General features: G+C 69.4%; 18 protein-coding genes. 10 read left to right on the forward strand and 8 right to left on the reverse strand.

The window, feature by feature from the left end:
- Nucleotides 1-104: 104 nt before the first annotated feature.
- From QMK34_RS21900 to QMK34_RS21910, 3 genes are all read right to left on the reverse strand, one after another.
- Nucleotides 105-698: a hypothetical protein gene (locus QMK34_RS21900; RefSeq protein ID WP_326416056.1), complete on the reverse strand. Its 594-nt coding sequence runs from the start codon at nt 696-698 to the stop codon at nt 105-107.
- Nucleotides 699-709: 11 nt separating this feature from the next.
- The gene (locus QMK34_RS21905; RefSeq protein ID WP_326416057.1) at nt 710-2536 is read right to left on the reverse strand and encodes a substrate-binding and VWA domain-containing protein; all 1827 of its coding nucleotides are present in this window, start codon (nt 2534-2536) and stop codon (nt 710-712) included.
- Nucleotides 2537-2994: 458 nt separating this feature from the next.
- On the reverse strand, nt 2995-4164 hold the full coding sequence (locus QMK34_RS21910; RefSeq protein ID WP_326416059.1) for a homogentisate 1,2-dioxygenase: 1170 nt from the start codon (nt 4162-4164) through the stop codon (nt 2995-2997).
- Between the two features lie 94 nt (nt 4165-4258).
- Here QMK34_RS21910 and QMK34_RS21915 point away from each other — a divergent pair, with 94 nt between their 5' ends.
- On the forward strand, nt 4259-5113 hold the full coding sequence (locus QMK34_RS21915; protein ID WP_326416124.1) for a hypothetical protein: 855 nt from the start codon (nt 4259-4261) through the stop codon (nt 5111-5113).
- Complete coding sequence (locus QMK34_RS21920; RefSeq protein WP_326416060.1) at nt 5110-5751, forward strand: IclR family transcriptional regulator; 642 nt, start codon at nt 5110-5112, stop codon at nt 5749-5751. The genes QMK34_RS21915 and QMK34_RS21920 overlap by 4 nt, the downstream gene beginning before the upstream one ends.
- Nucleotides 5752-5809: 58 nt before the next feature.
- Here QMK34_RS21920 and QMK34_RS21925 read toward each other — a convergent pair whose 3' ends face one another.
- Together QMK34_RS21925 and QMK34_RS21930 are read right to left on the reverse strand one after the other, a co-directional pair.
- Nucleotides 5810-6421, reverse strand: coding sequence for a DUF998 domain-containing protein (locus QMK34_RS21925; RefSeq protein ID WP_442785188.1), 612 nt, complete (start codon nt 6419-6421; stop codon nt 5810-5812).
- 207 nt (nt 6422-6628) lie between these two features.
- On the reverse strand, nt 6629-7216 hold the full coding sequence (locus tag QMK34_RS21930) for a TMEM165/GDT1 family protein (RefSeq protein ID WP_326416125.1): 588 nt from the start codon (nt 7214-7216) through the stop codon (nt 6629-6631).
- A 253-nt stretch (nt 7217-7469) separates the two neighbouring features.
- Between QMK34_RS21930 and QMK34_RS21935 the strand changes: the two genes are divergently transcribed.
- The 5 genes from QMK34_RS21935 (at nt 7470) to QMK34_RS21955 (ending at nt 16830) form a co-directional block, all read left to right on the forward strand.
- Nucleotides 7470-8972, forward strand: a complete 1503-nt coding sequence (locus QMK34_RS21935) for a cytochrome ubiquinol oxidase subunit I (protein ID WP_326416062.1) — start codon at nt 7470-7472, stop codon at nt 8970-8972.
- 189 nt (nt 8973-9161) lie between these two features.
- On the forward strand, nt 9162-10172 hold the full coding sequence (gene cydB, locus QMK34_RS21940; RefSeq protein WP_326416063.1) for a cytochrome d ubiquinol oxidase subunit II: 1011 nt from the start codon (nt 9162-9164) through the stop codon (nt 10170-10172).
- Nucleotides 10173-10216: 44 nt separating this feature from the next.
- Nucleotides 10217-13483: a thiol reductant ABC exporter subunit CydC gene (cydC, locus tag QMK34_RS21945; protein WP_326416064.1), complete on the forward strand. Its 3267-nt coding sequence runs from the start codon at nt 10217-10219 to the stop codon at nt 13481-13483.
- Nucleotides 13484-13497: 14 nt separating this feature from the next.
- Nucleotides 13498-14640 carry a GAF domain-containing sensor histidine kinase gene (locus QMK34_RS21950; protein ID WP_326416065.1) on the forward strand — a complete coding sequence of 381 codons (1143 nt, stop codon included), beginning with the start codon at nt 13498-13500 and terminating at the stop codon, nt 14638-14640.
- A gap of 45 nt (nt 14641-14685) precedes the next feature.
- Nucleotides 14686-16830, forward strand: a complete 2145-nt coding sequence (locus tag QMK34_RS21955) for an NB-ARC domain-containing protein (RefSeq protein ID WP_326416067.1) — start codon at nt 14686-14688, stop codon at nt 16828-16830.
- Here QMK34_RS21955 and QMK34_RS21960 read toward each other — a convergent pair.
- Together QMK34_RS21960 and QMK34_RS21965 are read right to left on the reverse strand one after the other, a co-directional pair.
- Nucleotides 16817-18379, reverse strand: coding sequence for a hypothetical protein (locus QMK34_RS21960; protein ID WP_326416069.1), 1563 nt, complete (start codon nt 18377-18379; stop codon nt 16817-16819). The genes QMK34_RS21955 and QMK34_RS21960 overlap by 14 nt on opposite strands.
- Nucleotides 18379-19005, reverse strand: coding sequence for a response regulator transcription factor (locus tag QMK34_RS21965; protein ID WP_326416070.1), 627 nt, complete (start codon nt 19003-19005; stop codon nt 18379-18381). The genes QMK34_RS21960 and QMK34_RS21965 overlap by 1 nt, the downstream gene beginning before the upstream one ends.
- Before the next feature lie 71 nt (nt 19006-19076).
- On the opposite strand from QMK34_RS21965, the gene QMK34_RS21970 reads away from it, so the two are divergent.
- The 3 genes from QMK34_RS21970 to QMK34_RS21980 all read left to right on the forward strand — a co-directional run bounded on the left by QMK34_RS21970 (nt 19077) and on the right by QMK34_RS21980 (nt 22453).
- A complete protein-coding gene (locus QMK34_RS21970; protein WP_326416071.1) occupies nt 19077-21242 on the forward strand; it encodes a DEAD/DEAH box helicase in 2166 nt (721 codons plus the stop codon).
- 225 nt (nt 21243-21467) lie between these two features.
- Nucleotides 21468-21857, forward strand: a complete 390-nt coding sequence (locus tag QMK34_RS21975; RefSeq protein WP_326416072.1) for an excalibur calcium-binding domain-containing protein — start codon at nt 21468-21470, stop codon at nt 21855-21857.
- Nucleotides 21854-22453, forward strand: coding sequence for a class F sortase (locus tag QMK34_RS21980; protein WP_326416073.1), 600 nt, complete (start codon nt 21854-21856; stop codon nt 22451-22453). The genes QMK34_RS21975 and QMK34_RS21980 overlap by 4 nt, the downstream gene beginning before the upstream one ends.
- A gap of 98 nt (nt 22454-22551) precedes the next feature.
- Here QMK34_RS21980 and QMK34_RS21985 read toward each other — a convergent pair whose 3' ends face one another.
- A complete protein-coding gene (locus QMK34_RS21985) occupies nt 22552-24882 on the reverse strand; it encodes a helicase-associated domain-containing protein (protein ID WP_326416075.1) in 2331 nt (776 codons plus the stop codon).
- Nucleotides 24883-24953 lie beyond the last annotated feature (71 nt).

Below are 24953 nucleotides of genomic sequence, written 5' to 3' on the forward strand. Positions count from 1 at the left end.
CCGAGTCGCACCGCCCGCGACGCCAGCCCGCCCAGCAGAAGGAATGGTCACACGCAAACACTCGCACAACCAGCAGCCGATATCACGAACCGACACGCAAAGATCTAGCTCTGTAGTACTAGGGCTCCTGATTGTAGTTGGGCTTGGAGTTTTGCTTGGGCGTTGGAGAGGCGGGTGTGGATTTCTTGTTGGGACTGGATTGAGGATAGGGCTTGTTCTAGGTCTGGGCGGATGTTTGCTGGGGAGGTTTTTAGGGATTTTGTTAGGGTTGCTTTTTCTGTTTTTATTGTTGTTATGTCTATTTTTGACAGGGCTTTTGTTGTTGAGGTTGTTCGGGCTGCTAGGCGGGTTAGGGTCGCCAGGGTTTCGTGGACTGCTGGTTGCATGTCGCTTACGCGGTCTGCTAGGGGGCCGTCGGTTAGGGAGTTGCTTATGGCTATGAAGTTTGCTGTTGCTGCTTCGGCTCTGTGTAGCCAGGTTGCTTCTGGGGAGGAGGGGTTGATTTCCAGCTTTTTTTGGATTCGGGATGGTGGTTCTTTTTCTGTTGTCAGGGTTGCTATTCCTGCTTTGGCGCTCAGGACTCCTAGTCCTACTGCCAGTGCTGCCAGTGTTGGTAGTTGGACCGCCCAGGCCGCGCCTGCTGAGGTGGCTGCCAGTAGCAGGCCCCAGGGTTCTAGGAGTTCCTTGCCGAAGCGCATCGTTCAGGGTCTCAGAAGTTCGAGATGACCGCGGTGAAGACCTGGTCGATCGAGTCGGGCTTGGAGGAGTCGTACTCCGAGCCCTGGGTCGCCTGGGCTATCTGACGCAAGACGTCCTGGTCCGCGTCGCCGCCGTAGGCGATCGTGAACACCCGGACGTTGTCGCCGCCGCCCTCCGTCTTCAGCTGGCTGACCAGGTTGTTCAGGTCGACGCCGTTCTGGTCCTCGTTGCGGCCGTCGGTCAGTACCACCACCGCGTTGATCGCGTTGGGATCCAGGTGCTGCTTCATGTACTGGTACGCGGCCAGCGACGAGTCGTAGAGGCCGGTACCGTTTTGGGGCGTCAGCCCTTCCAGCCTGCCCTTCAGCTGGTCTCGGCGACCGCTGTCGCCGACTGGGCCCACGGTGACCAGCTCCTGGTAGTCCTTGTCGCCGCTGAGCTGCGTGGAGAACATCCAGAGGCCGACCTGGTCCTTGTCGCCGAACTGCGCCAGCGAGGTCGCCGCCGCCTGTTTCGCCAGGTCCATCTTGCTCTTGCCGGTGCCCTTGACGGGATCACCCATCGAGCCCGACACGTCCACCACCAGCAGGACGTTCGCCTTCTTGCGCAGATCCGTCCACGACTTCAGCAGCGCGTCGAGCACCGCCGGGCCGGGTGGGCGAATGAGGTTGATCTTCGCGTTGGCCTGGACGCCGTTCTCCGGCGTCGCCTGCGGGCCCACCTTGTCCTCGAAAGTGCGGAAACCGAGGTCAGTGAACTTCGCCTGCGCCTCCGGCGACTTCAGATAGCCGAGGAAATCGGCGGCGACCTGCTTGCGCGCTTCGTCGGCCGAGTTCAGCACGGCGTACGGGTGGTCCGAGTTCAGCGTGCCATCACTGGGATAGATCGCGACGAGCGGCACCTTCGGCTTCGCGTGCTGGCCGCGCGCCTTCGGGTCGTTGGTCGGGTTGCCCTGGTTGTAGCCGATCAGCGAGTTCTCTTCGACCGTCACCGCCGAGATGTACGACAGTGCCGCGCCGCGGTCGTCCGCCTGCTGCAGGTTCGTCAGGAAGGTCAGCGTGTTGTCGCCGTAGTGCACGATCGCCTGCTCGACGTTGCCGACGAACTGCCGCACCTCCGGCTTCGCCAGCGCGGCGGCGGTGAGGTCCGAGGAGGTGCCGGTGGCCGCGTAGTACGCGCCGATGGTGGCGTTCAGGCCCGCGGTCGAGATGTTCGGGTTCGTCTTGCCGAGCCGGAACTTGCCCCACTCCGGGTGGTTGTACTTCGCCCAGCCCGCCGGATCCGCGGCGAGCGCGGCCAGCTCACGCCAGCCGATGCCCTTCGCGGGCCAGCCGAGCGCCTCGGCCATCGGCTTCGGCATCGCGATGGTCAGCGGCGAGTTCGCGATCGAGGGGAAATCGCCGTCGGGCAGGACCGCGGGCCGATCGCTGCCGGCGACACTCTGCCGCAGCAGGTTCACCCAGCCGGACGCGGCGGGGGTCCACACGTCCGGGCGCGGGCCGTCGATCGCGTCGTTCCAGCCGCGGGCGAGCGCCTGCATGGCCAGGCCGGAGGACTTGCCCTGCACCAGCACGTCCACACAGTGCCCGGCGACCGTGCGGCCGCTGTAGTCGTTGGCGATCTCCGTGACGATGCCGGACTTCTCCGGCGACGCCGTGACGTGCAGCGCGATCGCGTCGGCGCCGGTGCACTTCGCCTGCGCGGCGGGGTCCGGGCTGTTGTCGCTGGTGAGGTACCGCAGCCCGACGATCAGGCCGATCGCGACGAGCACGGCGGCTCCGAACGACAGGAACTTGCGTCGTCGGCGGGCCGCGGCCTGCTGATTTTCGTGGATCAAGGGAACCTCCGCTTACACCCGCCGGAACACCATTATCCGGCGGCGGAGGTGGCACCGGGTCCGCGTTGCCGAACCGTTGCCGTAACCGAAGGTTCCCTTAGGAAGGCGCTGAGAACTGTCGCAGCAGCCGCCGCTCGAAGCCTCGGGCTCCTGTCCTTCGAAGCCGCCTACCCTCCACAAAGGACGGAAAGTCCACCCATTCGCCCGTTTCATACCGCCATGACCGTTTCATGTGTGCCCCATTAGGCCACCATGACAGCGTTAAACGCCGTGAAGGCTCCCATCAGGGCACACGGCAAGTCTGGGGTGGCGACCGAAGGGAACGCGGCCCTCGGCGCCAAACTGGACGACATGACATCAGTTTCCGGACACCTTCTTAGGAAGGCGCTTTTCCCGTGTCCGCGATCGGTGACGGCAATTCCACCGGTCGCGGGCACGGGAATTCTGCCCTCGCGGTTTCAGGCGGGGCCGCGGCCGGACCAGGTCCAGGCGTAGCCGGGATCCTCGGTGGCGTCGGCGGCTTCGCCGAGCTCCAGCGGAGCGAAAGTATCCACCATGACAGCGGTTTCGTCGAAGAACCGCGCGCCGATCGACGCCTCCGCCGCGCCGGGCTGCGGCCCGTGGGTGAAGCCGGACGGGTGCAGGGAAAGCGAGCCGATGCTGATTCCGGAACCCTTGCGGGCCTCGTAGTTCCCGCGCACATAGAACATCAACTCGTCGGAATCGACGTTCGCGTGGTTGTACGGCACCGGAACGGATTCGGGGTGGTAGTCGACCTTGCGCGGGACGAACGAGCAGACGACGAAATTCGGGCCCTCGAAGGTCTGGTGCACCGGCGGCGGCTGGTGCACGCGGCCGGTGATCGGCTCGAAGTCGGCGATGTTGAACGCCCACGGGTACAGGCAGCCGTCCCAGCCGACTACGTCGAACGGGTGAGTCGCATAGGTGTAACGGGTGAGCCCGGCGCGGTGGCGGACGAGGACGTCGACGTCGGTCCCGTCGGCGACCAGCGGCTCCGACGGGCCGCGGACGTCCCGCTCGCAGTACGGCGAGTGCTCGAGGAACTGGCCCTTCGCCGAGAGGTACCGCTTCGGCGGGCCGATGTGCCCGCGCGCCTCGAGGATCAGCAGCTTGACCTCGCCGTGCGGGAGCACCCGATAGGTGCAGGACGTCGGGATGACCACATAGTCGCCGTCACCGACCTCCAGCGCGCCGTAGATGGTCTCCAGCGTCGCCGTGCCGCCCTGGACGTAGAGCAGCTCGTCGCCGGCCGCGTTGCGGTACAGCGGGCTGGGCTCGGTCGCCGCGGCGAAGCCGATCGAGACGTCGGCGTTGCCGAACAGCCGCCGCCTGCCGGTCACCGCGTCGGCGCCGTCGCTGAACTTGAGGTCCTGGGTCTTGAAGTGGCGCGGCTTGAGCGGGTGGTTCGGGTTGAGCGTGCCGCGCTCGTCGGTGACCGCGACGGCGTCGACGATCGCCGTCGGCAGCCCGCGGTGGTAGAGCAGCGCGGAGTCGGCGGAAAAGCCCTCGACGCCCATGAGCTCTTCGGCGTAGAGGCTGCCGTCTGGCTGGCGGAACGCCGTGTGCCGCTTGTGCGGGAGCTGGCCTACCTGGCGGTAGTAGGGCATCGGGGCCTCCTTCGGTGACCTGAAATGTGTCCGCTTAACGGACAATTTTGTCCTGATGTCGTACGCTACTAGCGTGTTAGTCGTGTCAAGCGCTGTGGAACTCACACCACCCGGCCCCCGCGGAATCCCTCCTCTGTTCGCCAGGCTCGTCGACGACTCGGCGTTGTTCTCGCCCGGTCTGGCGACGATGCCCGACGCGCTGCGAGAGCATTTCGCGACCAAAGTCGGAGAACATGCAGGTGTACTGGGGGTCTTCCTCTGCCAGGGGTCGCGGCTGCCGGAGCTCATCACCGAGCTGATCAAGATCAAACCGAAGCAGCCGCTGCCGCTTTCCCTGATCATCGACACCGGTCTCGGCGGGGTGCCGAAGGCCATCTCGATCGTCGAATCGCGCAGTGAGCTGCTCGCGCTGCGGATGGTCGAGATGCCCGCGCCCTCGGACGTCGACGAGGTCTGGCTGGAGCGGGTCTCGGAGTTCGTGCCCGAGGACGTCATCCGGGTGGTCGAGCCGCGCCGCGGTGTCGGCTGGCTGGACGGCGTGCGGAAGGTGATCGAGCACGGGAGCTGGCCGAAGATCCGCTGTGGCGGCCCGGCCGGGGAGAACTTCCCCAGCGTCGACGAGGTCGCCGACTTCCTCGCGGTGGTCAGCGGCTCGGACGGCGCGTCGTTCAAGGCGACCAACAGCCTGCACCGGGCCGTCCGCCACACCGACGAGAACAGCGGTTTCACCCATCACGGGTTCCTGAACCTGCTGGTGGCGTCGGCCCGCAGCCTCTCCGGCGGCGACGTCAGGGGAGCGCTGGAGGCGACGGACGCCAAGGCGTTGTCCGAGGAGGCGAGCGGGCTTTCGGAGCCTGCCGCCAAGGCCGTCCGCGCGCTGTTCGCGTCCTACGCCGCCGCGTCGTTCGCGGAGCCGGTCGCCGATCTCGCAGAGCTCGGCTTGCTGTGACCGAGGGGTCGCTGACGCTCGACAGGGGGTTGGCGCTGCTTCAGGCGGTGGCCGACGCCGGTGGCGACGCGGCGACCATCTCCGAGCTGGCGGTCACCATCGGCGCCAGCCGGGCCGCGGTGTACCGGCTGCTCGTGCCGTTGTCGGAACGCGGCCTGGTGTGGCGGGACGGGAACAAGGTCCGGCTCGGCGTCGGCCTGCTGCGGCTCGCCGGGCAGGTCCTCCCGCAGCTGCGGGAGGCCGCTCAGCCCGTGCTGCGCGCGCTCGCCGAAGCGGTGGGCGCGACGGCGCACCTTTCGGTCGCCCAGGGGCCGCAGGCGCAGGCTGTGGCCGTCGTGGAGCCCTCGTGGACCAATTTCCACGTCGCCTACCGGGTCGGGACGCGGCATTCGCTCACTTCGGGCGCCGCGGGAAAGGCGATGACCCTGCGGCCCGGCGGCGAAGGCTGGGTCACTTCCAGCGGCGAGCTGGAGGCGGGGGCGTCCGGGGTGGCCGCGCCGGTGCGCGGCGTACCGGGCCTGCGGGCCAGCGTCGGCGTCGTGTCTCTGGAGCCCTTGGACGCCGCGACGGTGGGCCCTCAGGTGGTCGCGGCCGCCGCTTCGCTGACCGCGGTGCTCCGCTCGCCGAACGACTCTTGACTGCCCCTGAAGGCCACCATCACGGCGTTAGACGCCGTCATGGTGGCCTTCAGGGGCACTAGACGAGCGTGCGCCGGACCGCCAGTAGTGGGCGGACCATCGTCAGCAGCAGGGCCAGGTCGACGCTGAACAGCAGCCGCTCGAACAGGCCGAGGGTGAACTCCTGGTGCGCCGGTCCGGTGATCATGGTCCAGACGAAGCCGCCGAGGACCACCGCGACGGTGGCGATGCTGGCCGTCGCGAGCACCCGGATGGTGGTGCGCCGCGGCTCCCACGGGCACCGGGCGCGCCCGCGCCGGGTCAGCAGCCAAGCCGCCGCGGGAAGGGCGAGGAAGGCCGTCAGCGCCGCGTAGTTGTGGACCTGGCCCGCCAGCGACCGCGCCTGGCCTTCCGGGTCGACCGGCACGATCCCGCAGACGAGCAGCCCCGCGCACCAGACACCGAGCAGCGCGAGCACCGGGCTGGTGTCCGCGCGGCGGGCCCGCGCGATGCCGGTCAGCAGTGCCAGGGAGCCCAGCGCCAGCGCGACGCACATCGCACTGAACAGCGGGGCCGCCGAGGCGTCGCCGAGATGGCCGTAGACGTACTCGCTCAGCGTCTGCCAGATGGGGCTGACCTGGCCGGACAGCCGCAGGTGGAGGTCGACGGAGATGGCGACGGCCACCGCCATGCCCGCGACCGCGAGCCGCCCGTGCAGGGGCGAAACGGCGTTGGCTGGCGCTGTCACCGGGGGCTCCTGAGGGGTCGGAGGCAGACATGCGACGAGGGCAAGGCAGCCCCGGCTTCATCGCCGGTTCACCTTGCCCTCACCTGGACTTCGCCTCAGGTTACCCAGTGAACCTGTGAACCCTCTGAGTCCGTTCGTCCGCGGAGTCCGTCAGAAGACGAGCTGGGCCAGCGCGAACAGCGAGAAACCGGCGAACACGAACCCGGCGCAGCGCTGGATCAGCTTGGGGCGGATCCGGCTGCGAACCTTCTGGCCGATGAACACCGCCAGCCCGGCGACCGACACGAGCGCGACGAAGGCGCCGAGCCCGACCGCGAACGGGTTGTCGAAGCGGGCCGCGAGGCTGGCCGTCGCGAGTTGGGAGGCGTCGCCCCATTCGGCGGCGAACAGCACGCCGAAGGAGGTGATCGCCGAGCGCAGGAACGTTACCGGGTTCGGGCCGGACCGTGACGCGTCCTCTTCGCCGTCGACACCGGTGCTGAATCCTTCGCGGAGCAACATGAACGCTCCGACGCCGAACAGCACGGCCACGATGGTGGTGACCAGTGCGTCCGGGAGAAGAGTGAGTGCCTTACCGAACAACACGGCGATAACACATTGCACGGCGAACGCCACGCACACCCCGGCGAATACCGGCCAAGCGCGGAAACGGGTGGTCAGCACCAGTGTCGCGACCAGTGTCTTGTCCAGCAGCTCCACGGCCAGTACCAGGCCAAACGCGCTGACGAGCGCCACCATTCCGGCAGACATCGGTATTCTCACGCCCCTTTCACTGCAACGATAAAGGGGGTATTCAGAAAAGGGCAAGCAGATGGGGCTCGCGAATTGTCGTCTCCGCCGGGTGTGAATGTACTTTCCTGGCCGGGCTGACTTATTTTTTCGGCACGCCGAAAACTGTTCCTGGGGAGTGTCGGCCGAGGGACCTTCGTCCCGTCCAAGTCAGGACCAGCCGGACTGGCGGGACCCCTGGTCGCGGAGCAGGCTCAAGGATGTGGAGGTCCTCGAGTTAGCGCGGTGGCAGTTCGGCGTCACGACCGTCTATCACTTCCTGATGGTTCCGTTGACCATCGGGTTGTCGGTGCTGGTCGCGGCGATGCAGACGGCGTGGGTGCGCACGGACGACCGGCGCTACCTGAAGATGACCAAGTTCTGGGGCAAGCTGCTGCTGGTGAACTTCGCCATGGGCGTGGTCACCGGCATCGTGCAGGAGTTCCAGTTCGGCATGACGTGGAGCGCCTACTCGCGGTTCGTGGGTGACGTGTTCGGCGCGCCGCTGGCGATGGAGGGGCTCGTCGCGTTCTTCGTCGAGTCGACCTTCCTCGGCCTGTGGATCTTCGGCTGGGACCGGCTGCCGAAGAAGGTGCACCTCGCGTGTGCCTGGGCGTTCTCCCTGGCCACGATGTTTTCGGCGTACTTCATCCTCGCCGCGAACTCGTGGATGCAGCACCCCGTCGGGGTGCAGCTGGTCGACGGCAAGCCGACGATGAACTCGATCTGGGCGGTGCTGACGAACAACACCGCGCTGGCCGCGATCCCGCACACCATCGCGGGCGCGTTCTCGGTGGCGGCGGCGTTCCTGGTCGGTGTCGCGGGCTGGCACCTCTGGCGCAAGCGGAAGCAGGACGACGAGCACCGCGCTGTCTGGCGTTCGTCGCTGCGGCTCGGCGGCTGGGTCGGTGTGGTGGCGTTCGCGGTCCTGGCGATCACCGGTGACATGCAGGGCAAGCTGATGTTCGAGCAGCAGCCGATGAAGATGGCGTCGGCCGAGGCGCTGTGTCACACGGAGAAGCCCGCGAGCTTCTCGATCATCGCGATCGGTGACGTCGCGGGTGCGAACTGTGAGGACGTCAAGACGTTCACCGTGCCCGCGCTGCTCTCGTTCCTCGCGCACAACGACTTCTCCACCGAAGTACCCGGGGTGGAGAACCTGATCAGCCAGTACCAGGCGAAATACGGCACGAACTACCCGGACGACCCGCAGCTGGGCTCGCTGGCGGGCAAGCCGATCGACTACGTGCCCAACCTGCCGGTGACGTACTGGGGTTTCCGGATCATGATCGGCTTCGGCGCGATCTCGGCCGGGATCGGCGTGCTCGCGCTGTGGTTCACCCGCCGCGGGCACATCCCGTCGACCCGCTGGTTCCCCCGGCTGATGCTCGCCGGCATCGCGACCCCGTTCATCGCCAACAGCGCCGGCTGGATCTTCACCGAAATGGGTCGTCAGCCATTCGTGGTAGCCCCGAACCCCTCCGGAGTGGACGGCGTGTGGATGTTCACGGCCCGCGCGGTGTCCCAGTTGTCCACAGGCGAGGTGTGGACGTCGCTGATCTCCCTGACCGCGGTTTACCTCGCACTGGGCGTGGTCGAGCTCTACCTGATGCGCAAGTACGTCCGAGGCGGCGTAGACGCCGTCATGCCACCCCAGAAACCCAAGCAAGACAACGATTCCCAGGGCGGTGACCCCGATGAAGAAGCACTCGCCTTCGCCTACTGACCCGGGCGGAAACGGCCGAAACGCGCCCAGCGCGCCCCCCGCCCTTCCCGGGGGACGGCCCCGCACCCAGCGTATCGGGAGTGTCGCTCTTCCGGGTTACCCACAGGCAATCTGTGGACAACTGCCCCGACTGTGGATAACTCTCCGCCACCGGGGCGGGACGAGCGAAATGAGTCGGGCGGGCGTGTTATGAGCCTCGAAACGATCTGGTTCTGCGCCATCGCCTTCTTCTGGCTCGGGTACCTGTTCCTGGAGGGCTTCGACTTCGGGGTCGGCATGCTGATGCCGATCCTTGCCCGGGACAACACCGAGCGGCGCGTCATGGTCAACACCATCGGTCCGGTCTGGGACGGCAACGAGGTGTGGCTCATCGTCGCGGGCGGTGCGATGTTCGCGGCGTTCCCCGGCTGGTACGCCTCCCTTTTCTCCGGCGCCTACCTGCCCCTTCTGTTCGTCCTGCTCGGGCTGATCGGGCGCGGGGTCGCGTTCGAATACCGCGGCAAGGTCGACTCGGACCGCTGGCGGCGCAACTGGGACCGGGTCATCATGATCGGCTCGTGGGTGCCGCCGCTGGGCGTCGGGCTGATCCTCGCCACGACCGTGCTCGGCCTCCCGCTCGACGCCCAGGGCAACCGCGTCGGCTCGGCGTTCGGCTCGATCCGCTGGGACACCGTGCTCGGCGCGCTCGCCATCGCCGGGTTCTCGCTGGTGCACGGCGCGGTTTTCCTCGCTCTCAAAACCGAGGGCGACCTGCGGGAACGTGCCCGGAGCTTCGCGCTGAAGGCGTTGCCGGTCCTGTTGCTGCCGATGCTCGTGTTCCTGGTGGTGGTGCAGTGGCGTGAGGGGACACTGTGGACACTGCTGACGCTCGGCATCGCGGCGGCGGCCGCGGTCGTCGCGTGGTGGCGGCTCCTGCTCGACCGCGACGGCCAGGCTTTCGCCGCGCTCGGCGTGGTCATCGCCGCGGGTGCGATCACCCTGTTCGGCGCGCTCTTCCCGGCCGTCCTGCCATCCACCGGCGACGTCGCGAACACGCTCACGATCGCGAGCGAGGCGTCGAGTCCGTACACGCTCAAGGTGATGACGTGGGTCGCCGTGTTCGGCGCGCCCGCCGTGCTCGTCTACCAGGGCTGGACGTACTGGGTGTTCCGTAAGCGCATCGGCACGCGCCACATCCCGGCGGCGGTGCACGTCCCGTGACCAGGCTTCCCGGCCTCGCTTCCCCTTCCGCCAAGGTGTCCAAAGTGGACCGGGAGGGGGTGGGATCGCGAAGCGGGGTCGGAGTAGGCGCGGCGAGGCCGGGAAAGGGGCCGCTCGGCGCGCTTCCCGCACTCTCGCCGGTGGCGCGCCGGGCGTTGCTCCTCGTCGGACTGCTGTCCCTGCTCAACGCCGCTTTCTTGGTGGCACAGGCTTTCCTGCTCGCGGACGTCCTCGCGGCGATCGTGGCCGGGAACATCGGGGGGCACGCCGTCCAGCTGGGGGTGCTGCTCGCGCTTGTCGGGGGGCGAGCAGCCACCAGTTGGGCGGTGCGGATCGTCTCCGCGCGCGCCGCCGCCGGTGTCAAGGAAGAGCTGCGCGCGAAGACCGTCGACCGCGCGCTGCGCCTGGGGCCTGAGTGGATCGCGCGCCGGGGACACGGCGAGCTGACCACGTTGACGACCAAGGGGCTCGACGCGCTCGACGCCTACTTCACCGAGTACCTGCCCGCGCTGGTGACGGCCGTGGTGGTGCCGTTGGCGGCGGGGGCGGCCGTGCTGTTCGCGGACTGGCCGTCCGCGGTGATCATCGCGCTGACCGTGCCGCTGCTGCCGATGTTCGCGATTCTCGTCGGCAAATACACCGCCGACCGCGTCGCGGGCGCGACCGACGCGGCGCACCGGATGTCCGGGCAGCTGCTCGAACTCGTCCGCGCGCTCCCGGTGCTCGTCGCGTTCCGCCGGGCCGAGGCGCAGGCCGAGACGGTCCGGCGCGTGTCGGAGCGGCATCGCCGCGCGACGCTCAAGACGTTGAAAGTGGCGTTCGCTTCGGCCTTCACCCTCGAACTCGTCGCGACGCTGTCGGTCGCGCTGGTCGCCGTGGTGATCGGTCTGCGGCTCGTCGGCGGGGACCTTCCGCTGGCCATCGGGCTCGGGGTGCTGATCCTGGCTCCTGAGTGCTATCAGCCGCTGCGCGCGGTCGGCGCGGCATTCCACGCCAGTGAGGACGGCGTCGAGGCGGTCCGCCGGGTCGCGGAGGTGCTCGCGGAGCCGATCCCGGCCGAAGGCACGGAAACCCCGTCGCGCGGCGAGGTACAGGTCGAAGGGCTGCGCGTCGCGCGGCGCGGCGGTTTCGCCCCGGATGGGGAGACTTTCGCCGTCAGGCCGGGGGAGGTCGTCTGGCTGCGCGCTCCGAGTGGCGGCGGCAAGTCGACGACGTTGTCCGCGCTGCTCGGTTTCGTGCCCGCGCACGACGGCGCGATCACCGTGGGCGGCACTGACCTGCGCGACGCGGACCTCACGCGATGGCGCGAAAACGTGGCGTGGGTACCGCAGGCGCCGGTGTTTGGCGGGGGCACGGTCCGCGAGGAGGTCGGCGGTGAAGACCTCCTCGCGGAACTCGGCATTGCCGGGCTCGCCGAGCGGCCCGTCACTCAGCTTTCGCTGGGACAGCGCCAGCGCGTCGCGGTGGCCAGGGCGTTGCTGCGGGTCCGGGACGGCGCGTGGCTGCTGCTGCTCGACGAGCCGACCGCGCACCTCGACGAGGTCAGCGCGCGCCGGGTCATGACCGCGATCCAGCGTGCGGTCGACGGCGGCGCGGCGGCGATCATCGCCGCGCACGACCGTCCCGCCGGTGTCGACATGTCGCCCGAACCCATGGTCGTCGTCGAGCAGGACGTGACACCTTCACCTGTGCCTTCGCCGGAGTCCGGCCGCCCGATGGCTTGGCGGACGCTCCTGGACAAGCGGCTTTTCGCCGGAGCGCTGCTCGGCGCGGCCGCACTGCTGGCCGGGATCGCGCTGACGGCGACGTCCGGCTGGCTGATCGCCAAGGCTTCGCAGCAGCCGCCGATCCTGACCTTGAGCGTCGCGATCGTCGGCGTCAGGACGTTCGGGCTCGGCCGCGCGGGACTTCGTTACGCCGAACGGCTGGTGACACATGACGCGGCCTTCCGCATCGCCGGGCGGCTGCGGGTGCGTCTCTGGGGCCCACTCGTCCGGCTCGGACCGGCGCGCGGCCTGCGGGCGGGCGAGGGCCAGGCCCGGCTGGTCGATGACGTCGACACCGTGCGTGACCTGCTACCCCGGGTGGTGACCCCGTTGGTGGTCGTCGCACTGGTGGCGGCCGGGGCGATCACCGTCCAGACGGTGGTGCTGCCCGCCGCCGGAGGGGCGCTCGCGGCCGCGGTGGCGATCGGCGCGCTCGCACCGCTGGTGGCCCTGCGCGCCGAGCGCCGCGCGACGACCGCGCTCGCCACCGGCCGTCGAGCCGTGTCCGCCCAGGTGCTGACGCTCTTCGAGGCAGCCGCCGAGTTCCTGGCTTTCGGCACCGCCAGTACCCGCCGCGACCGGCTCGCCGGGACGGACGCCCGCCTGGCCGCCGACGCCCGTCGACAGGCCTTCGGCGCGGGTGCGGGCGACGCGCTGATCACCCTGGCGAGCGGGGCGGCCGCGGTGGCGAGTGTCGCGTTCGCGGCCAAGGCCGTCGCGGCGGGGACTCTCGCGCCGGTGCTCACGCCGCTGCTCGCGCTCGTGCCGCTGGCACTGGCCGAGGTCCTCGCTCTGCTGCCTCCGGTGGCGCAGCACTGGGACACCCTTCGCCAGGCTCGGGTTCGGCTCGCGGAGTGTCATGAAAGGGTCTTTCAGGACAAAAATTGCCAGGAAAGACCCTTTCATGACACTGATGACGTGCGGATCGAGGGGGCCGACCTCGGCTGGCCCGGCACCGGCCGCCCGGTCCTCACCGGAGTCGACGTCCACCTCGCGTCCGGGACGTACGCCGCGGTCGTCGGGCCCAGCGGTGCCGGGAAGTCGACCCTGGCCGCCGCGTTGCTCGGGTTCCTGTCACCCACGAGTGGTCACCTGATCACGCCGGGGCGCGTCGCGTGGGCGCCGCAGGAGCCGCGGCTCGTCTCGACCACCGTCGCGGAGAACCTGCGGCTCGGCGACCCCGCCGCGACCGATGAGCAGCTCCGGCAGATCCTTAACCTGGTGGCGCTCGATGACCTCGACCCCGCGACGATGCTCGACAGCGCGGGCACCGGGCTTTCCGGCGGCCAGGCGCAGCGGGTGGCGCTTGCCCGCGCGCTGCTGGCCGCGCCGGACGCCGATCTCGTGCTGCTCGACGAGCCCACCGCGCACCTCGACGAGCCGACCGCACGCCTGCTGCGCGCCCGGCTTCGGGAGGTGCTCGCGGGGAAGACCGTCGTGCACGTGACCCATCACGCGGGCGAGGCCGCCGACGCGGACGTCGTGCTGGAGGTCCACGAGGGGCGCGTCACGGCGCGTACACCCGCGTCGGCCGGGGCGGGCTAATGTCGGTGTTGCTCATGGATCCGACCCTTGCCGCGCGGGCACTGTCCGCGGCCACCGAGATCACCAGCACCGCCCTGTCCGGCGAAGACCCCGGCGCGGTGCTGGACACCGTCGTGGCCAGGGCCGCCGAGCTGGCCGAAGCCGACCTCGGGCTGGTCATGGTCCGCGCCGACGACGGCCGGGTCATCGTCGAGGCCGCGCAAGGCGCCCTCACCGGGCTGCGCGGGCTGACGCTGCCCGCGGATTCCGCGGCGGGCCGGGTCGCCCGCGGCGGGGAACCCGTGGTCAGCGAGGACTTCACCATCGACCCGCGCACCGCGCCGTTCGTCCCGGACGAGCTGCGGGGCTTCGGTCCATTCGCCGCCGCGCCGTTCGGTTCCGGCGGCCGGATCCTCGGCGCGCTCACGGTGTACCGGCGGCACGGGCGCTACCCGTTCTCCGCGGGCACCATCGAGGTCCTGACCGCGTTCGCCGCGCAGGCCGGAGTGGTCCTGGCGCTGGCCGAAGGTGCCAACGCGCGTCACCGCGTGACGCTCTACCAGGAGCGCGAACGCATCGCGCGCGAGCTGCACGACGTCATCGTGCAGCGGTTGTACGGCGCGGGCATGCAGCTCGACCGCGTCCGCCGCAACATGCGCAAGCGCTTCGCCCAGGCCGACGGCAACCGGCTGTCCGACGCGATCGACCAGCTCGACCAGACCATCGAGGAGATCCGCGGCACCGTCCGCGCGCTGCGCTCGCCCGATCCGGAGCACGACGCCCCGGTGGCGGTCGCCGCCTCCGACCTCGCCGAGTCCGCCCGCGGCGAGGTCCGTATCGCGGGCGAACTGCTCGGTTTCCCGCCGACCCTGGAACTGTCCGGCGAGCTCGCGAACATCCCCGCCGAGCGCGCCGACCACATCCGGGCCGCCCTGCGCGAAGCACTGTCCAATGTGGTCCGGCACTCCGGCGCGAGCGAGTCGAGGGTCAGCCTCTGCCGCGACGAGGAGGGCGTCAAACTCCGCGTCCGCGACAACGGATCCGGTGTGCCCCAAGGCGTCGCGACCCGCGGCCTGCGCCACCTCGCGGAACGCGCCGAGACAGCGGGCGGCAAGTTCTTCATCAACTCCTCGCCCAGCCTGGGTACTTTGGTGGCCTTCGACCTGCCGTTGGACTGATTCCCTTGCTAGCGTGGGCACGAACCGTGACGAGGGGGATACGTCGTGTGGGAAGTCGTAGCCGGTGAAGTGGCGAAAGTGCTGGCGGCCGGTGTGCTCGGGAGCGTCAAGGACGTCGTGTCCAAGCGGCTCGCGAGGCGGCACGGCGCCCAGGACCTGGAGCTGTTGATCGCCGACGAAGACCGCACCGCGGTGGCTGTGCGTGAGTTGATGGAAGCGGATCCGGAGTTCGCCGAGCACCTCCGGGGCGTCCTGGCGCTGGGGACCGGCGCCCGGGACACCGGGGTCGTGCCGGGCGCGCCCGCGCATTTCGTCGACCGCGAGGCCGAGCGTTCCGCCGCGGCGGGACCCGGCGTCCGGGTGATCTCCGGGCGGCGTGGTTCCGGCAAGAGCGCGCTGGTGTGCCGGCTCGCCGTGGACCTGCGCGAGCGGTATCCGGATAGTCAGGTCTACGTGGACCTCGCCGACTACCGGACAGACGCCGTGCTTCGCCGAAGCGATGTCGCCGCTCGCGTGCTGGAGCAGCTCGGCGTCGCGAAGGGCGAGCAGGCTGCCGGGACGGCCGAGCTCTGGGCGCAGTATCGCTCGGTGACCTCACGCCTGCGTTTCCTCCTCGCGCTCGACAACGCCGAATCCGTGACCGACGTGCGCGAGCTCGTCCCGCCCTCGCCGTCGAGCCTGGTGCTGGTGACCTCGATCCGGCAGACGGACGATCTGCTGGCCGAGTACCCCGAATCCCCGATCGAGCTGAGCGCCCTCGCACCCGGCGACGCGGTCGAGCTGCTGGAAAGCGTGGCGGGCGTGGCCGTCACGGGTGCCGAACGCCAGGCGGCCTTCGAGCTCGCCGAGCTGTGCGACCGCATGCCGTTCGCCTTGCGGCTGGCGGGGGCCCGTGTCCACAAGCGACTGCGGCGGGTGCCGGACGCCATGGCGTCCGTGGTCGCCGACTTCCGGCGCACGGGCGTCCTCGGCGGTGTCGACGTCATCGCGGAGGCCTTCGAGCAGACCTTCACCGAGCTTTCCCCCGACGCGGCCGAGTTGTGTGTTCTCCTGGCGTCGCATCCCGGCCCGGACTTCACCGGTGCCGGTGCGTCGGCGGTGCTGGGCAGCGAGGCCGGTGACGCGCTCGACGAGCTGACCGACGCCGGATTCCTCGCGCCGACCGGGACCGGACGGCAGAAGCTATTCAACCTCGTGCGGGAGGGCGCGCGCCGCCGCGGGACGAGTGACGTCGCCGTCGAGCGGGCCCTGGAGTTCCATCGTGATCAGGCGGTCGGTGCTGACTACGCCGCCGGGATGGACCGCTTACGTTGCTACGAGCCACTTTCCGGGCTGAACACCGACTTCGAGGGCCGTCAGCCGCTCGATTGGGTCGAGGACGCCCGCGAGGTGTACGGCGCGCTCGCGCGGGAGGCGCACCTGCGCGGCCGCGATGTCGAACTCGGGCAGATCTGCGGGGCGCTCGAAATCCTGATGCTCAATCGCGGGCACCACCGGCTGTTCGTCGAGATCAACCGCTGGGGAATCCTGAGCGCCGAACGGCTCGGCGATCCCGCGTTGCTGGCCAGAATCCTCAGCCAGCAAGGCAGGACGTACTTCCTGCTGCACGAGTTCGCCAGGGCGAGCCCGCTGCTGGAACGTGCGCTCGGCCTGGCCCGCGAGCTGGACAACCCCGGTCTGCTGGCGTCGGTGCTGGAGTTTTCCGGCCGGTTCCACGAGGAGCAGCGGCTTCTTCCGGCCGCCATCGGCTTCTTGGCCGAGGCGGTGCGGCTGGATCGCGCGATGGCCGACGCGGGGCGCCGCGGGCTCGGCATCCATACCCGGATGCAGGCCAACATGCTGGTCAAGGCGGGACAGGCGAGGGAGGCTTTCCCGCTGCTCGACGAGTCCTGGGCAAACACCGCGGACGACCGCAATCGCGGCCGGGTGCTGATGGTCCGCGCGAGGGCGCTCAGCGCGGTGGGCCACTTCGACGATGCCGAGGCCGCGGTACAGCAGGCGTGGGGCCTGATCGCCGGATCGGGCGCCACGCAGTACACGACGGAGTTCGAGGAGCTTCTCGGCGAACTTGCCTTCGGGCGGCGTGATCTGGCGGCGGCCTACGAGCATTGGCGGCGCGCTTGGCAGCAGTACTTTGACGCCGGTCACCCTAGAGAGGCGGAACTGCGTCAGCGGCTCAACTGGCGGTGACGTTTTGGTTCGTGGCGAGTTTCAAGTAGGCGAAACTGGCCAGGCGCAGGGGGTCTTCGTCCGCTGACGGCAGGAAAGAGGTCTTCCCGCCAGGCAGTCGGATCGAGCAGCCTCCTGGCACGGGTGCCGCGGCCAGGCGCGCCATCGGCCAATGGGCCAGCAGCTCACCGAGCCTCGACTCGTCGTCGGTGTAGACGATCGCGGCGCCGTCGAGCTCGTGCAGCTCGGCGTGATCCGCGTGCGCGACGATATGCGAAAAGCGCAGCTCCGGGTGCACCGATGCGGGGAACCGGACGAGCTCCCCGGCCGCGTCCAGCCCGGCGACCATCGCGGCGACCGGGGCCGACAATGGCGTCGGATCCGGGACCGGCGGGAACCTGGCGGGCTCGGCGGGACGCGACAAGTCGAGCGAGTCGTACAGCAGGTCGCCGAGCAATCGGGCACAGTTCCCGGGATCCTCGACGGCCTGGATGACGACGGCGTCGTGAGCGCCCGCGCGGTGCTCGGCGATGACCGCGTCCACCTGCTCCCGGAGCCCGCTCGCCCGCAGCGCGGGGACCGAGCGCACGAGCGCCGCGAGAGGTGAGTCCGAGACGGTGGTCGTGGAAGATGTGGCGGCCAGCAGCAGCGGTTTGTCCACGGCCGCGGCGTAGAGCGCGGCTGAGCCCTCGTCGGAGATGACGCAGTCCGCGGCGAGGATGGTCGCCTGCCAGCCGTGGTCGGGAGGGATCAGCACGAGCCCGGCTCGCAGTTCCGGGGACAGCCAGGATTCGATCTGCCACGAGCTGTGGCCCGCCCAGACGCCGGGGTGCAGGCTGACCGCGAGCTGGTACTCGTCGAGTGGAAGCTCGCCGAGCAGCAGCCGCGGCAGATCAGGATGACGTCCGAACAGTGAGTTCGGCCCCCACGTTGAGGTCAGCACGACGAGTGCGCGCGCCCCCGTCCCCAGCGCCGCGCGGTAACGGGCGACGCGGTGCCTGCTGACGAGCATGCGGTCGTGGCAGGGATCGCCGACGACCACCGCCCGCCCGACCGCCTCGGGGCAGGCGGCCCGCAACTGGTCGCGCTGGACCGAATGGGACAGCGCGATCGCCGAGGGCACGACCTCGCCGTGCCGCACCAGTTTGGCCGGGTCCATCCCGGACGTGACCTGGCCGCCTGGGTAGTACTTCTGGTACCCGATGCCGTGCGGGACCAGCAGGATCGGCGCGTCGAGTTCGTGCAGCGCGTCGTTCTCGCTGGCCGCGATCGCCAGGTCGAACCGCGTCTTGACGGCCTCCTCCCAGGAGACGACCGCGTTCGCGCGCAGGGCGTCCGCGACCCCGGCGGAGAGGATGCCGGGCCGCTCCGCGTCGAAGGTGAAGACGATCTGGATCCGGCGGTCGCCTTCGAACAGCGAAAGGATGTCCAGCAGACGGGTCAACGGCGTGACCGTGCGGTCGACGACCAGGACCTTGCGTTCGAAACCGACCGTCAGCCAGTGGTCGTACGCCGGATCAACCGGGACCTTCCGCCAAAACGACGGGGGGGGGGTGGCGTTTCCAGCCACTACTTGTCCCGGCGGGCGATCCACGCGGCCGCCTGGGTGCGGCGCTGCATACCGAGCTTCGCGAGCACCGAAGTCACGTAGTTCTTGACCGTCTTCTCCGCGAGGAAGAGCCGCTCGGCGATCTCGCGGTTCGACATCCCCTGGCCGATCAGCTCGAGTACGTCACGCTCACGCTCGGTGAGTTTCGCCATCTCGTCCGTCGGCGGGTGGCGGAGCTTGTCGAGCACGTGGGCCGTGCTGATCGGGTCGAGCAGGGAGTGACCCGCGGCGACCTCGCGCACGGCGTTGACCACATCCTGGCCGCGGACCTGCTTGAGCAGGTACCCCGCGGCGCCCGCCATGATCGCGCCGACCATGGCCTCTTCGTCGTCGAACGCGGTGAGCATCAGGCACTGCGGCGGGTTGGGCTTCGACCGCAGCTCGCGACACAGCGTGACACCGTCGCCGTCCCCGAGCCGCACGTCGACCACCGCCACGTCCGGCTCGACGAGCATGGCGACGGCCAGCGCCTCGTCCACGCTGCCCGCCTCGGCGACCACCTCGATGTCCGGCTCATCGCTGAGGAGGTCACGGAGGCCGCGGCGGACGAGTTCATGGTCGTCGATGAGCAGCACCTGGATCGGCATACCCCGAGGTTACGTGGTCAGGCCGCTACGCTCGTCGGCGCGAGCGATCTCCGCCAGCGGGAAGGACGGACATGACGAACGCCGACGCCAAGGCGACGGTCGCCACTGCCCGGAAGCTGCGGGAACAGGCTCAGGCGCTGACCGCCGCGCCCAAGCGCCTGCGCGAACTCGCCCGCGACCAGCTGGCCGGGCTCACCGAGGACGAGGTGGCCGCGCGGCTGGCGGACCTGCCGGTGTCCGCGCTGCGCGACGTCCTCGGCAAGCGTGTGCGGCTGGGGCAGGCCGAGGTCGCCGGGTACACGACCGTCGGGTCCGTCGATACCGCGACGGCGACGCAGCTCCAGGCCGCTCCCGGGGTCGGGGCCGCCACCGCGCGGCAGTTGCTCGATGCGGCCGCGCTCGTCCGCGACCGTGTCGCCGAGGACGTCCGGGTCCGGCTGGACGTCGACGAGCGTCCCCCGGCGCAGGCCGCGTTGCTCGCGACACTGACCGCGATCGGTCACGCGGACAGGGCTGTCTCGGCGATTAAGGAGCCACTGCGAAGGCTTGATCGTGAAGTGGCGCCGCTGCTCGAAGACGCGGGCCGGGCCGCGAGGCGCTTGTCGATGCTGTTCTCCTGGGGAGGGAAGAAGCAGTCCGCGCGCTCGGCGCTGTCCCAGCTCGACGAGGTGCTGGCCAGACCGGAAACCCTTGTGCTGCGGGAAAACCTGGCCGAAGGCCTGTTGGCTGCGGACCCGTCGTCGTACGGCCGGGACGAACTCTGGCGCGCTTACCTCGCAGACGCCGCGTCCTTCAACGCGCTCCTGTCGACGCTCGGTGGCGCGGGCGAGTCGGACGATCAGGAGGCCGCCCGGGGTTTCGTCCCCGAAGAGCTGAACCGCGAGATTTCCGCGACCTCGCTCGACACGCGCCTGCTGACCGCGACCTTGCGCGGCTACCAGGTGTTCGGGGCGCAGTACGTGCTCCACCGCGGCCGCGCGATCCTCGGCGACGAGATGGGGCTGGGCAAGACCGTCGAGGCGCTGGCCGTCCTCGCTCACCTGGCGGCGAAGGGCCAGCAGTGGTTCCTCGTGGTGTGCCCGGCGAGCGTGCAGGTCAACTGGCTCAACGAGATCGAGCGGCACACCGGGCTCGCCGCGCACAGCCTGCACGGTCCCGGCCGTGACGTTGCCGCGGACCGGTGGAATCGCACCGGTGGTGTGGCCGTGACGACCTTCGGCACCCTGCCCAAACTGGATCTCGCGCAGGCCGTGATGGTGGTCGTCGACGAAGCGCACCAGGTGAAGAACCCGGCCGCACAACGCTCGCGGGGCGTGCGGAAGGTCGTCGAGACCGCGCCGCGGGCGTTGTTCCTCACCGGCACGCCGATGGAGAACCGCGTCGGCGAATTCCGGAACCTGGTGGGCTACCTGCAGCCGGACGTCGCTGAGCGGATCGACGCGGGTGACGCGCTGGCCGGGGCGAAGGCGTTTCGCCGGACCGTCGCCCCGGTGTATCTCCGGCGCAATCAGGAGGACGTCCTCGGTGAACTGCCCGACTTGATCGAGGTCGAGGATTGGGTCCGGTTCACCCGCGAGGACGAAGCCGCGTACTTGGCCGCGGTGCGTTCCGGAAATCTGATGGCGGTACGGCAGGGCGCTTTCCAGTCGGCAAGTTCCGCAAAACTCGAGCGGCTGGCAGAAATAGTGTCGGAAGCGCGCGAGGACGGTCTCAAGGTTTTGATCTTTTCCAACTTCCTCGCCGTGCTGGCCGCCGTCGAACGGAAAGTCGGCGATGCGGTGACCGGGCGGATCAGTGGTTCGGTGCCGCCCGCGCGCCGACAGGAGATCGTCGACGCGTTCACGGCCAAGGAAGGTCATGCCGTCCTGCTCGGGCAGATCGAGGCGAGCGGCGTCGGGCTGAATGTCCAAGCCGCGTCGGTGGTGGTCATTGCCGAGCCGCAATGGAAACCGGGCACCGAGGAACAGGCGATCGCCCGGGCGCACCGGATGGGGCAGGTCCGCAAGGTCCAGGTGCATCGGCTGCTCGCGAAGGACAGTGTGGACGATCGCATCCGCGAGATCCAGGAGGGTAAGCGTCTCCTGTTCGACGAGTTCGCTCGAAAGAGTGAAGTGAAAGAACAAGATCGACGCTCAGTTGATACTGGGGAGCATCGCCCGGCAGTGCCGGACGTGCCGGAAGCGGCGCTGGAACGTCGTGTTCTCGCCGCCGAACGACACCGACTCGGATTGGATTGATTGCCAGGTAGGACGGCCTTTTCCGAGTGACGGCCGAGCTGGGGCGGTGATTGTCTACAGCGATGTCGGAAAGAGAATCACCGGATCCGCGGAATTTGGTGGGTAGGCACCTTTTTCCTCCTTTCGGAAACAGTGCGTAACGACTGCCGGTGCGTCGCGATAGTAACCACACATCGCGGCCTTCCCGCCGCCTCGCTTCTGACTTTCTCCCCGAAGGGACTCTCCGTGTCCTTATTTCGTCGTGTCTTCGTCACGGCCGCTGTCGCCGCTGGTTTCGCTTTGGCCGGTCCCGCGCCGATGGTGTTCGCGCAGGTGAGCGCTGCTACCGACCTCAACTGCTCGGACTTCCAGTACCAGGAGCAGGCGCAGGCCGTCCTTGATTCGAACCCGGCCGATCCGAACCACTTGGACGCCGACAAGGACGGCTATGCCTGCGAATCCCGCTTCGGCGAGCCCAAGAAATCCGGTCAGGTCAAGGTGAAGCCCGTCGGCGGCGTCGCGACCGGTGGCGGCGAGCCCGACAGTGGCAACGGAGTCCTGCTCGTGGCCGGTGCGTCGACCGCGGCATTGGCGTCCGCCGGGCTCGTCCTCCTGCTGCGTCGCCGAACCAGTTGAGGCGGCAGTTCGCGGCGGCCGGGGCGCTGCTGGTGATCCTGCTGGTGCCCGGCTGCGCGACTGCCCCGGTCGAACCGGCTACTTCTGTTGCCGCACAAGCGGTTCCAACGTCGAGCGTTGCCATTCCTGCCCCGTCGAAGGCGCTGGGACCCTCGCGACCGTCCACTTTGGAGGTACCGGCGATCGGGGTCCGCACGCAGCGGCTCGTGGACCTCGGCCTGACCCCGGACCGCGAACTCGAGGTGCCGCGCGACGCGGTCACCACGGGCTGGTTCACCGAAGGCCCGACGCCGGGTGAAGCCGGACCGGCGGTCATCGCCGCCCACGTCGACTACAAGCACGTTCCCGGGGTCTTCTCCCGGCTCAAGGAATTGCACCCCGGTGAGCAGGCGATCGTCCACCGCGACGACGGCACGACGGCGGTGTTCGACATCTACCGCGTCGAGCACTACCCCAAGGCATCGTTCCCCACGGACGACGTCTACGGCGACACCACAGGCCCCGAACTCCGCCTGATCACCTGCGGCGGCGTCTTCGACCACTCGACCGGGAACTACCTGGACAACATCGTGGTGTACGCACGCCTGAACACCTAATGCCACCGCTTGCCCCTGAAGGCCACCATCACGGCGTTTAACGCCGTCATGGTGGCCTTCAGGGGCTTCACGTTCGGGCGGGCGCGCAGCGGTGAGTGCTAGCGGACCTCGATCCGGTCCAGTTCCAGCCGCCGGTACTTGTGCTCGTCGACGCTCCACACGTCGAGTGCGCCGTCGTCCAGTTCGGGCGCTAGGACATGCAGGTCCGTTCTGGTGCCGTCAGGTTCGCGGTAAACGACGGAAACCGGCAGGTTGCCTTCGAGCTGCCAGCACATCCGCTGGTAGTCGGCGCTCAGCCGTCCGTTGTGCCGGTCGCTCAGCGCCTTGGTCAGCTGCCCGTGCCTGAGCGGGGTGCCGGTCGGCCGCGCTGCGAGCAGCCTCGCCGCGTGGGCGACCGGATCCTCGACGCGTGGCTGGTGGGCAGGCTCGGCGGATACCGGCTCGGGACCGGGTTCCGGCGTTTCCCGGCCGGGCACGAGCAGGGTCCCGTCAGTGTCGCGGTGGATCGGCGCGTACCCGGCCTCCCGCAACGCGGCGAGCGTCCCTGCAGCGTCCACAGTGGACGTGAGGACCGTCGGTGCGACCGCCCGCAGCCCGAGTTTGGCCAGCTTGCGGTGTGCGGCGATCTCGGTGAGGACCGTCGGATCCTCACCGACGACCACGCTCGCGACGCCGATCACCTGCGCCTCGCCGTGCCGCCGCGCGACGTCGTTGATCAGGTAGACCAGCGGCTGCGGCAGCTCGCCCTGCGCCGCGGAACCCAGCTCCTCCAGCAGTTTCCCGGTCGTCGCACCCTGGTCGAACGCGCGCCGGACGGTCGCCGGGCTGAAGCGCCAGCTGGTCGCCGACCCCTGGGCCTCCCGATCCGCGGCGCGGTCGAGGAGCGCGGCCAGCCGAGCGTCCGGCGAGCCGGTCACAATGGCAGTGAGGTCCGTGCCGAACAACGCCGTCGTCCGGGCTCGAGAGACGAGCGCGCCCGCGGCGTCGCTGAGATCCCTGCCCGCGGCGAGCGCCCGGCCGAGCTGGCTCGCCGCACCGGAGGCGACCAGCCCGAGCAACCCGGCTTCGGCAAGGGATCTGTGCCCGAACTCGGTGACGATGTTCTTGGGCAGCATCGGCGCGTGCCAGGCGGTGAGCGTGTCGAACGCCGCGGCGTCGAGAGAAGCCGTGCCCGGCGGGATTTCGGCCAGCAACCGCAAGGTGAGTTGACGGATATACGCCCCGGAATCGGCGTTTTCCGGGAAGTCGGGGTCCAGCGCGTTGGGTGCCCACCAGAGTTCGACGACCGACTTGAGCAGCACGGCCGGGTCGGCGGGGATCGGTTTCTGGCCGAGCTCCAGGGTGGGCGGAGGCAGCGGCGGTGGCTTGCGGGCCCCTCGGCGGGCGGGCGGCACTTCGGGCTCGTGGTAGTCGAGCAACCCGGTGTCGATGGCGACCGTGACAGCCAACGTGATCTCGTCGACCGACCCGCCGGTGTCCTTGGAGAGCTTCTTGATCGTCCTGATCCCGACGGAGCCGTCCTTGAGCAGCGGAAGCGGCGCGGCGTCGACGACGGTGGTGATCCGGTCCAGCAGCCGGAGCGCCGCGGCGGACGACTCGGCCTCGACCCGCTCGACGCCGACGTCGGCGGTCGGGAACTCGGGCCGCTCGGGCGTGAAGGGCAGGTGGTAGCCGGGCCCGCGCAGGGCGAGCGCGACTTCGAGCGGCATGTACCCGCTGCCTGTATTGGTCCCTAACAGCAGACAGTGCCGGAAGGCCCACGCGATCCCGGCGGCCCCGGCCCCGTACTGGATCCGATCTACCAGGCCGTCTCGTTCGGGGCCGTCGAAAGCCAGTTCAGCCAGCAGGTCCCTGGCAGGTTGGGGCCCGGACGCGACGAGCGCCCGGACACCGTCGGCGTCCCGGAAAAACTTGACGAGCTGGGCGAACAGAGCGCTCTTGCGAGGTTCGGCCCTGATGCCGAGTACGCCCGCCAGCTGCGAAAGCTGGCCGGTGGTTGACTCGGCCAGCAACGTGCCGATCGGCTGCCCGAGGCCATAGAATCCGATGCCGTCGTTGTGCAGCACCTCCGGCACGGCGATCCGCCCGTCCGGCGCGGGCCAGGCCAGCGCCCGCTCACTCATCGAGTCCACATAGGACTCAACCTGTGCGGTGGTGGCACCGAGCCACCGGGCGACCTCGGCCACGGACGGATCGCCGGGCTCCAGCGCGAGACAAAGCTGCACGGCCCGCAGCACCTGCACCTCGGGCGTCGCCGCGGACCGCGTCGCGTCGATCATCGACCTGGCCGACGCCAGCCGGTCGGCGACAGCCGAAAGCCGGCGCGGCCACGGCTCCCCGAGCACATCCGGCCGCTTCGCCAGCAATGCCGCCAGCTGCTTCTCGTCCAGCCCGGTCAGCCAGTCGAACAGCTCGTCGTCAAGGTGCACGCGGGGTCCTCGTCAAAAATCGGCAGGTGGGTCCCTCCTCAGGGTAGTGGCGGCACTCCCCGAGACGCCGG

This window comes from Amycolatopsis sp. H20-H5 (genome assembly GCF_035828755.1).
Classification (GTDB): Bacteria; Actinomycetota; Actinomycetes; order Mycobacteriales; family Pseudonocardiaceae; genus Amycolatopsis.

Bases quoted from the DNA above. Each gene is read 5' to 3' on its own strand.
- cydB (WP_326416063.1), top strand. From the start codon at position 9,162: ATGAGCCTCGAAACGATCTGGTTCTGCGCCATCGCCTTCTTCTGGCTC.
- QMK34_RS21930 (WP_326416125.1), bottom strand. From the start codon at position 7,216: ATGGTGGCGCTCGTCAGCGCGTTTGGCCTGGTACTGGCCGTGGAGCTG.
- QMK34_RS21900 (WP_326416056.1), bottom strand. From the start codon at position 698: ATGCGCTTCGGCAAGGAACTCCTAGAACCCTGGGGCCTGCTACTGGCA.
- QMK34_RS21950 (WP_326416065.1), top strand. From the start codon at position 13,498: ATGGATCCGACCCTTGCCGCGCGGGCACTGTCCGCGGCCACCGAGATC.
- QMK34_RS21970 (WP_326416071.1), top strand. From the start codon at position 19,077: ATGACGAACGCCGACGCCAAGGCGACGGTCGCCACTGCCCGGAAGCTG.
- QMK34_RS21965 (WP_326416070.1), bottom strand. From the start codon at position 19,005: ATGCCGATCCAGGTGCTGCTCATCGACGACCATGAACTCGTCCGCCGC.
- QMK34_RS21925 (WP_442785188.1), bottom strand. From the start codon at position 6,421: ATGGCGGTGGCCGTCGCCATCTCCGTCGACCTCCACCTGCGGCTGTCC.
- QMK34_RS21910 (WP_326416059.1), bottom strand. From the start codon at position 4,164: ATGCCCTACTACCGCCAGGTAGGCCAGCTCCCGCACAAGCGGCACACG.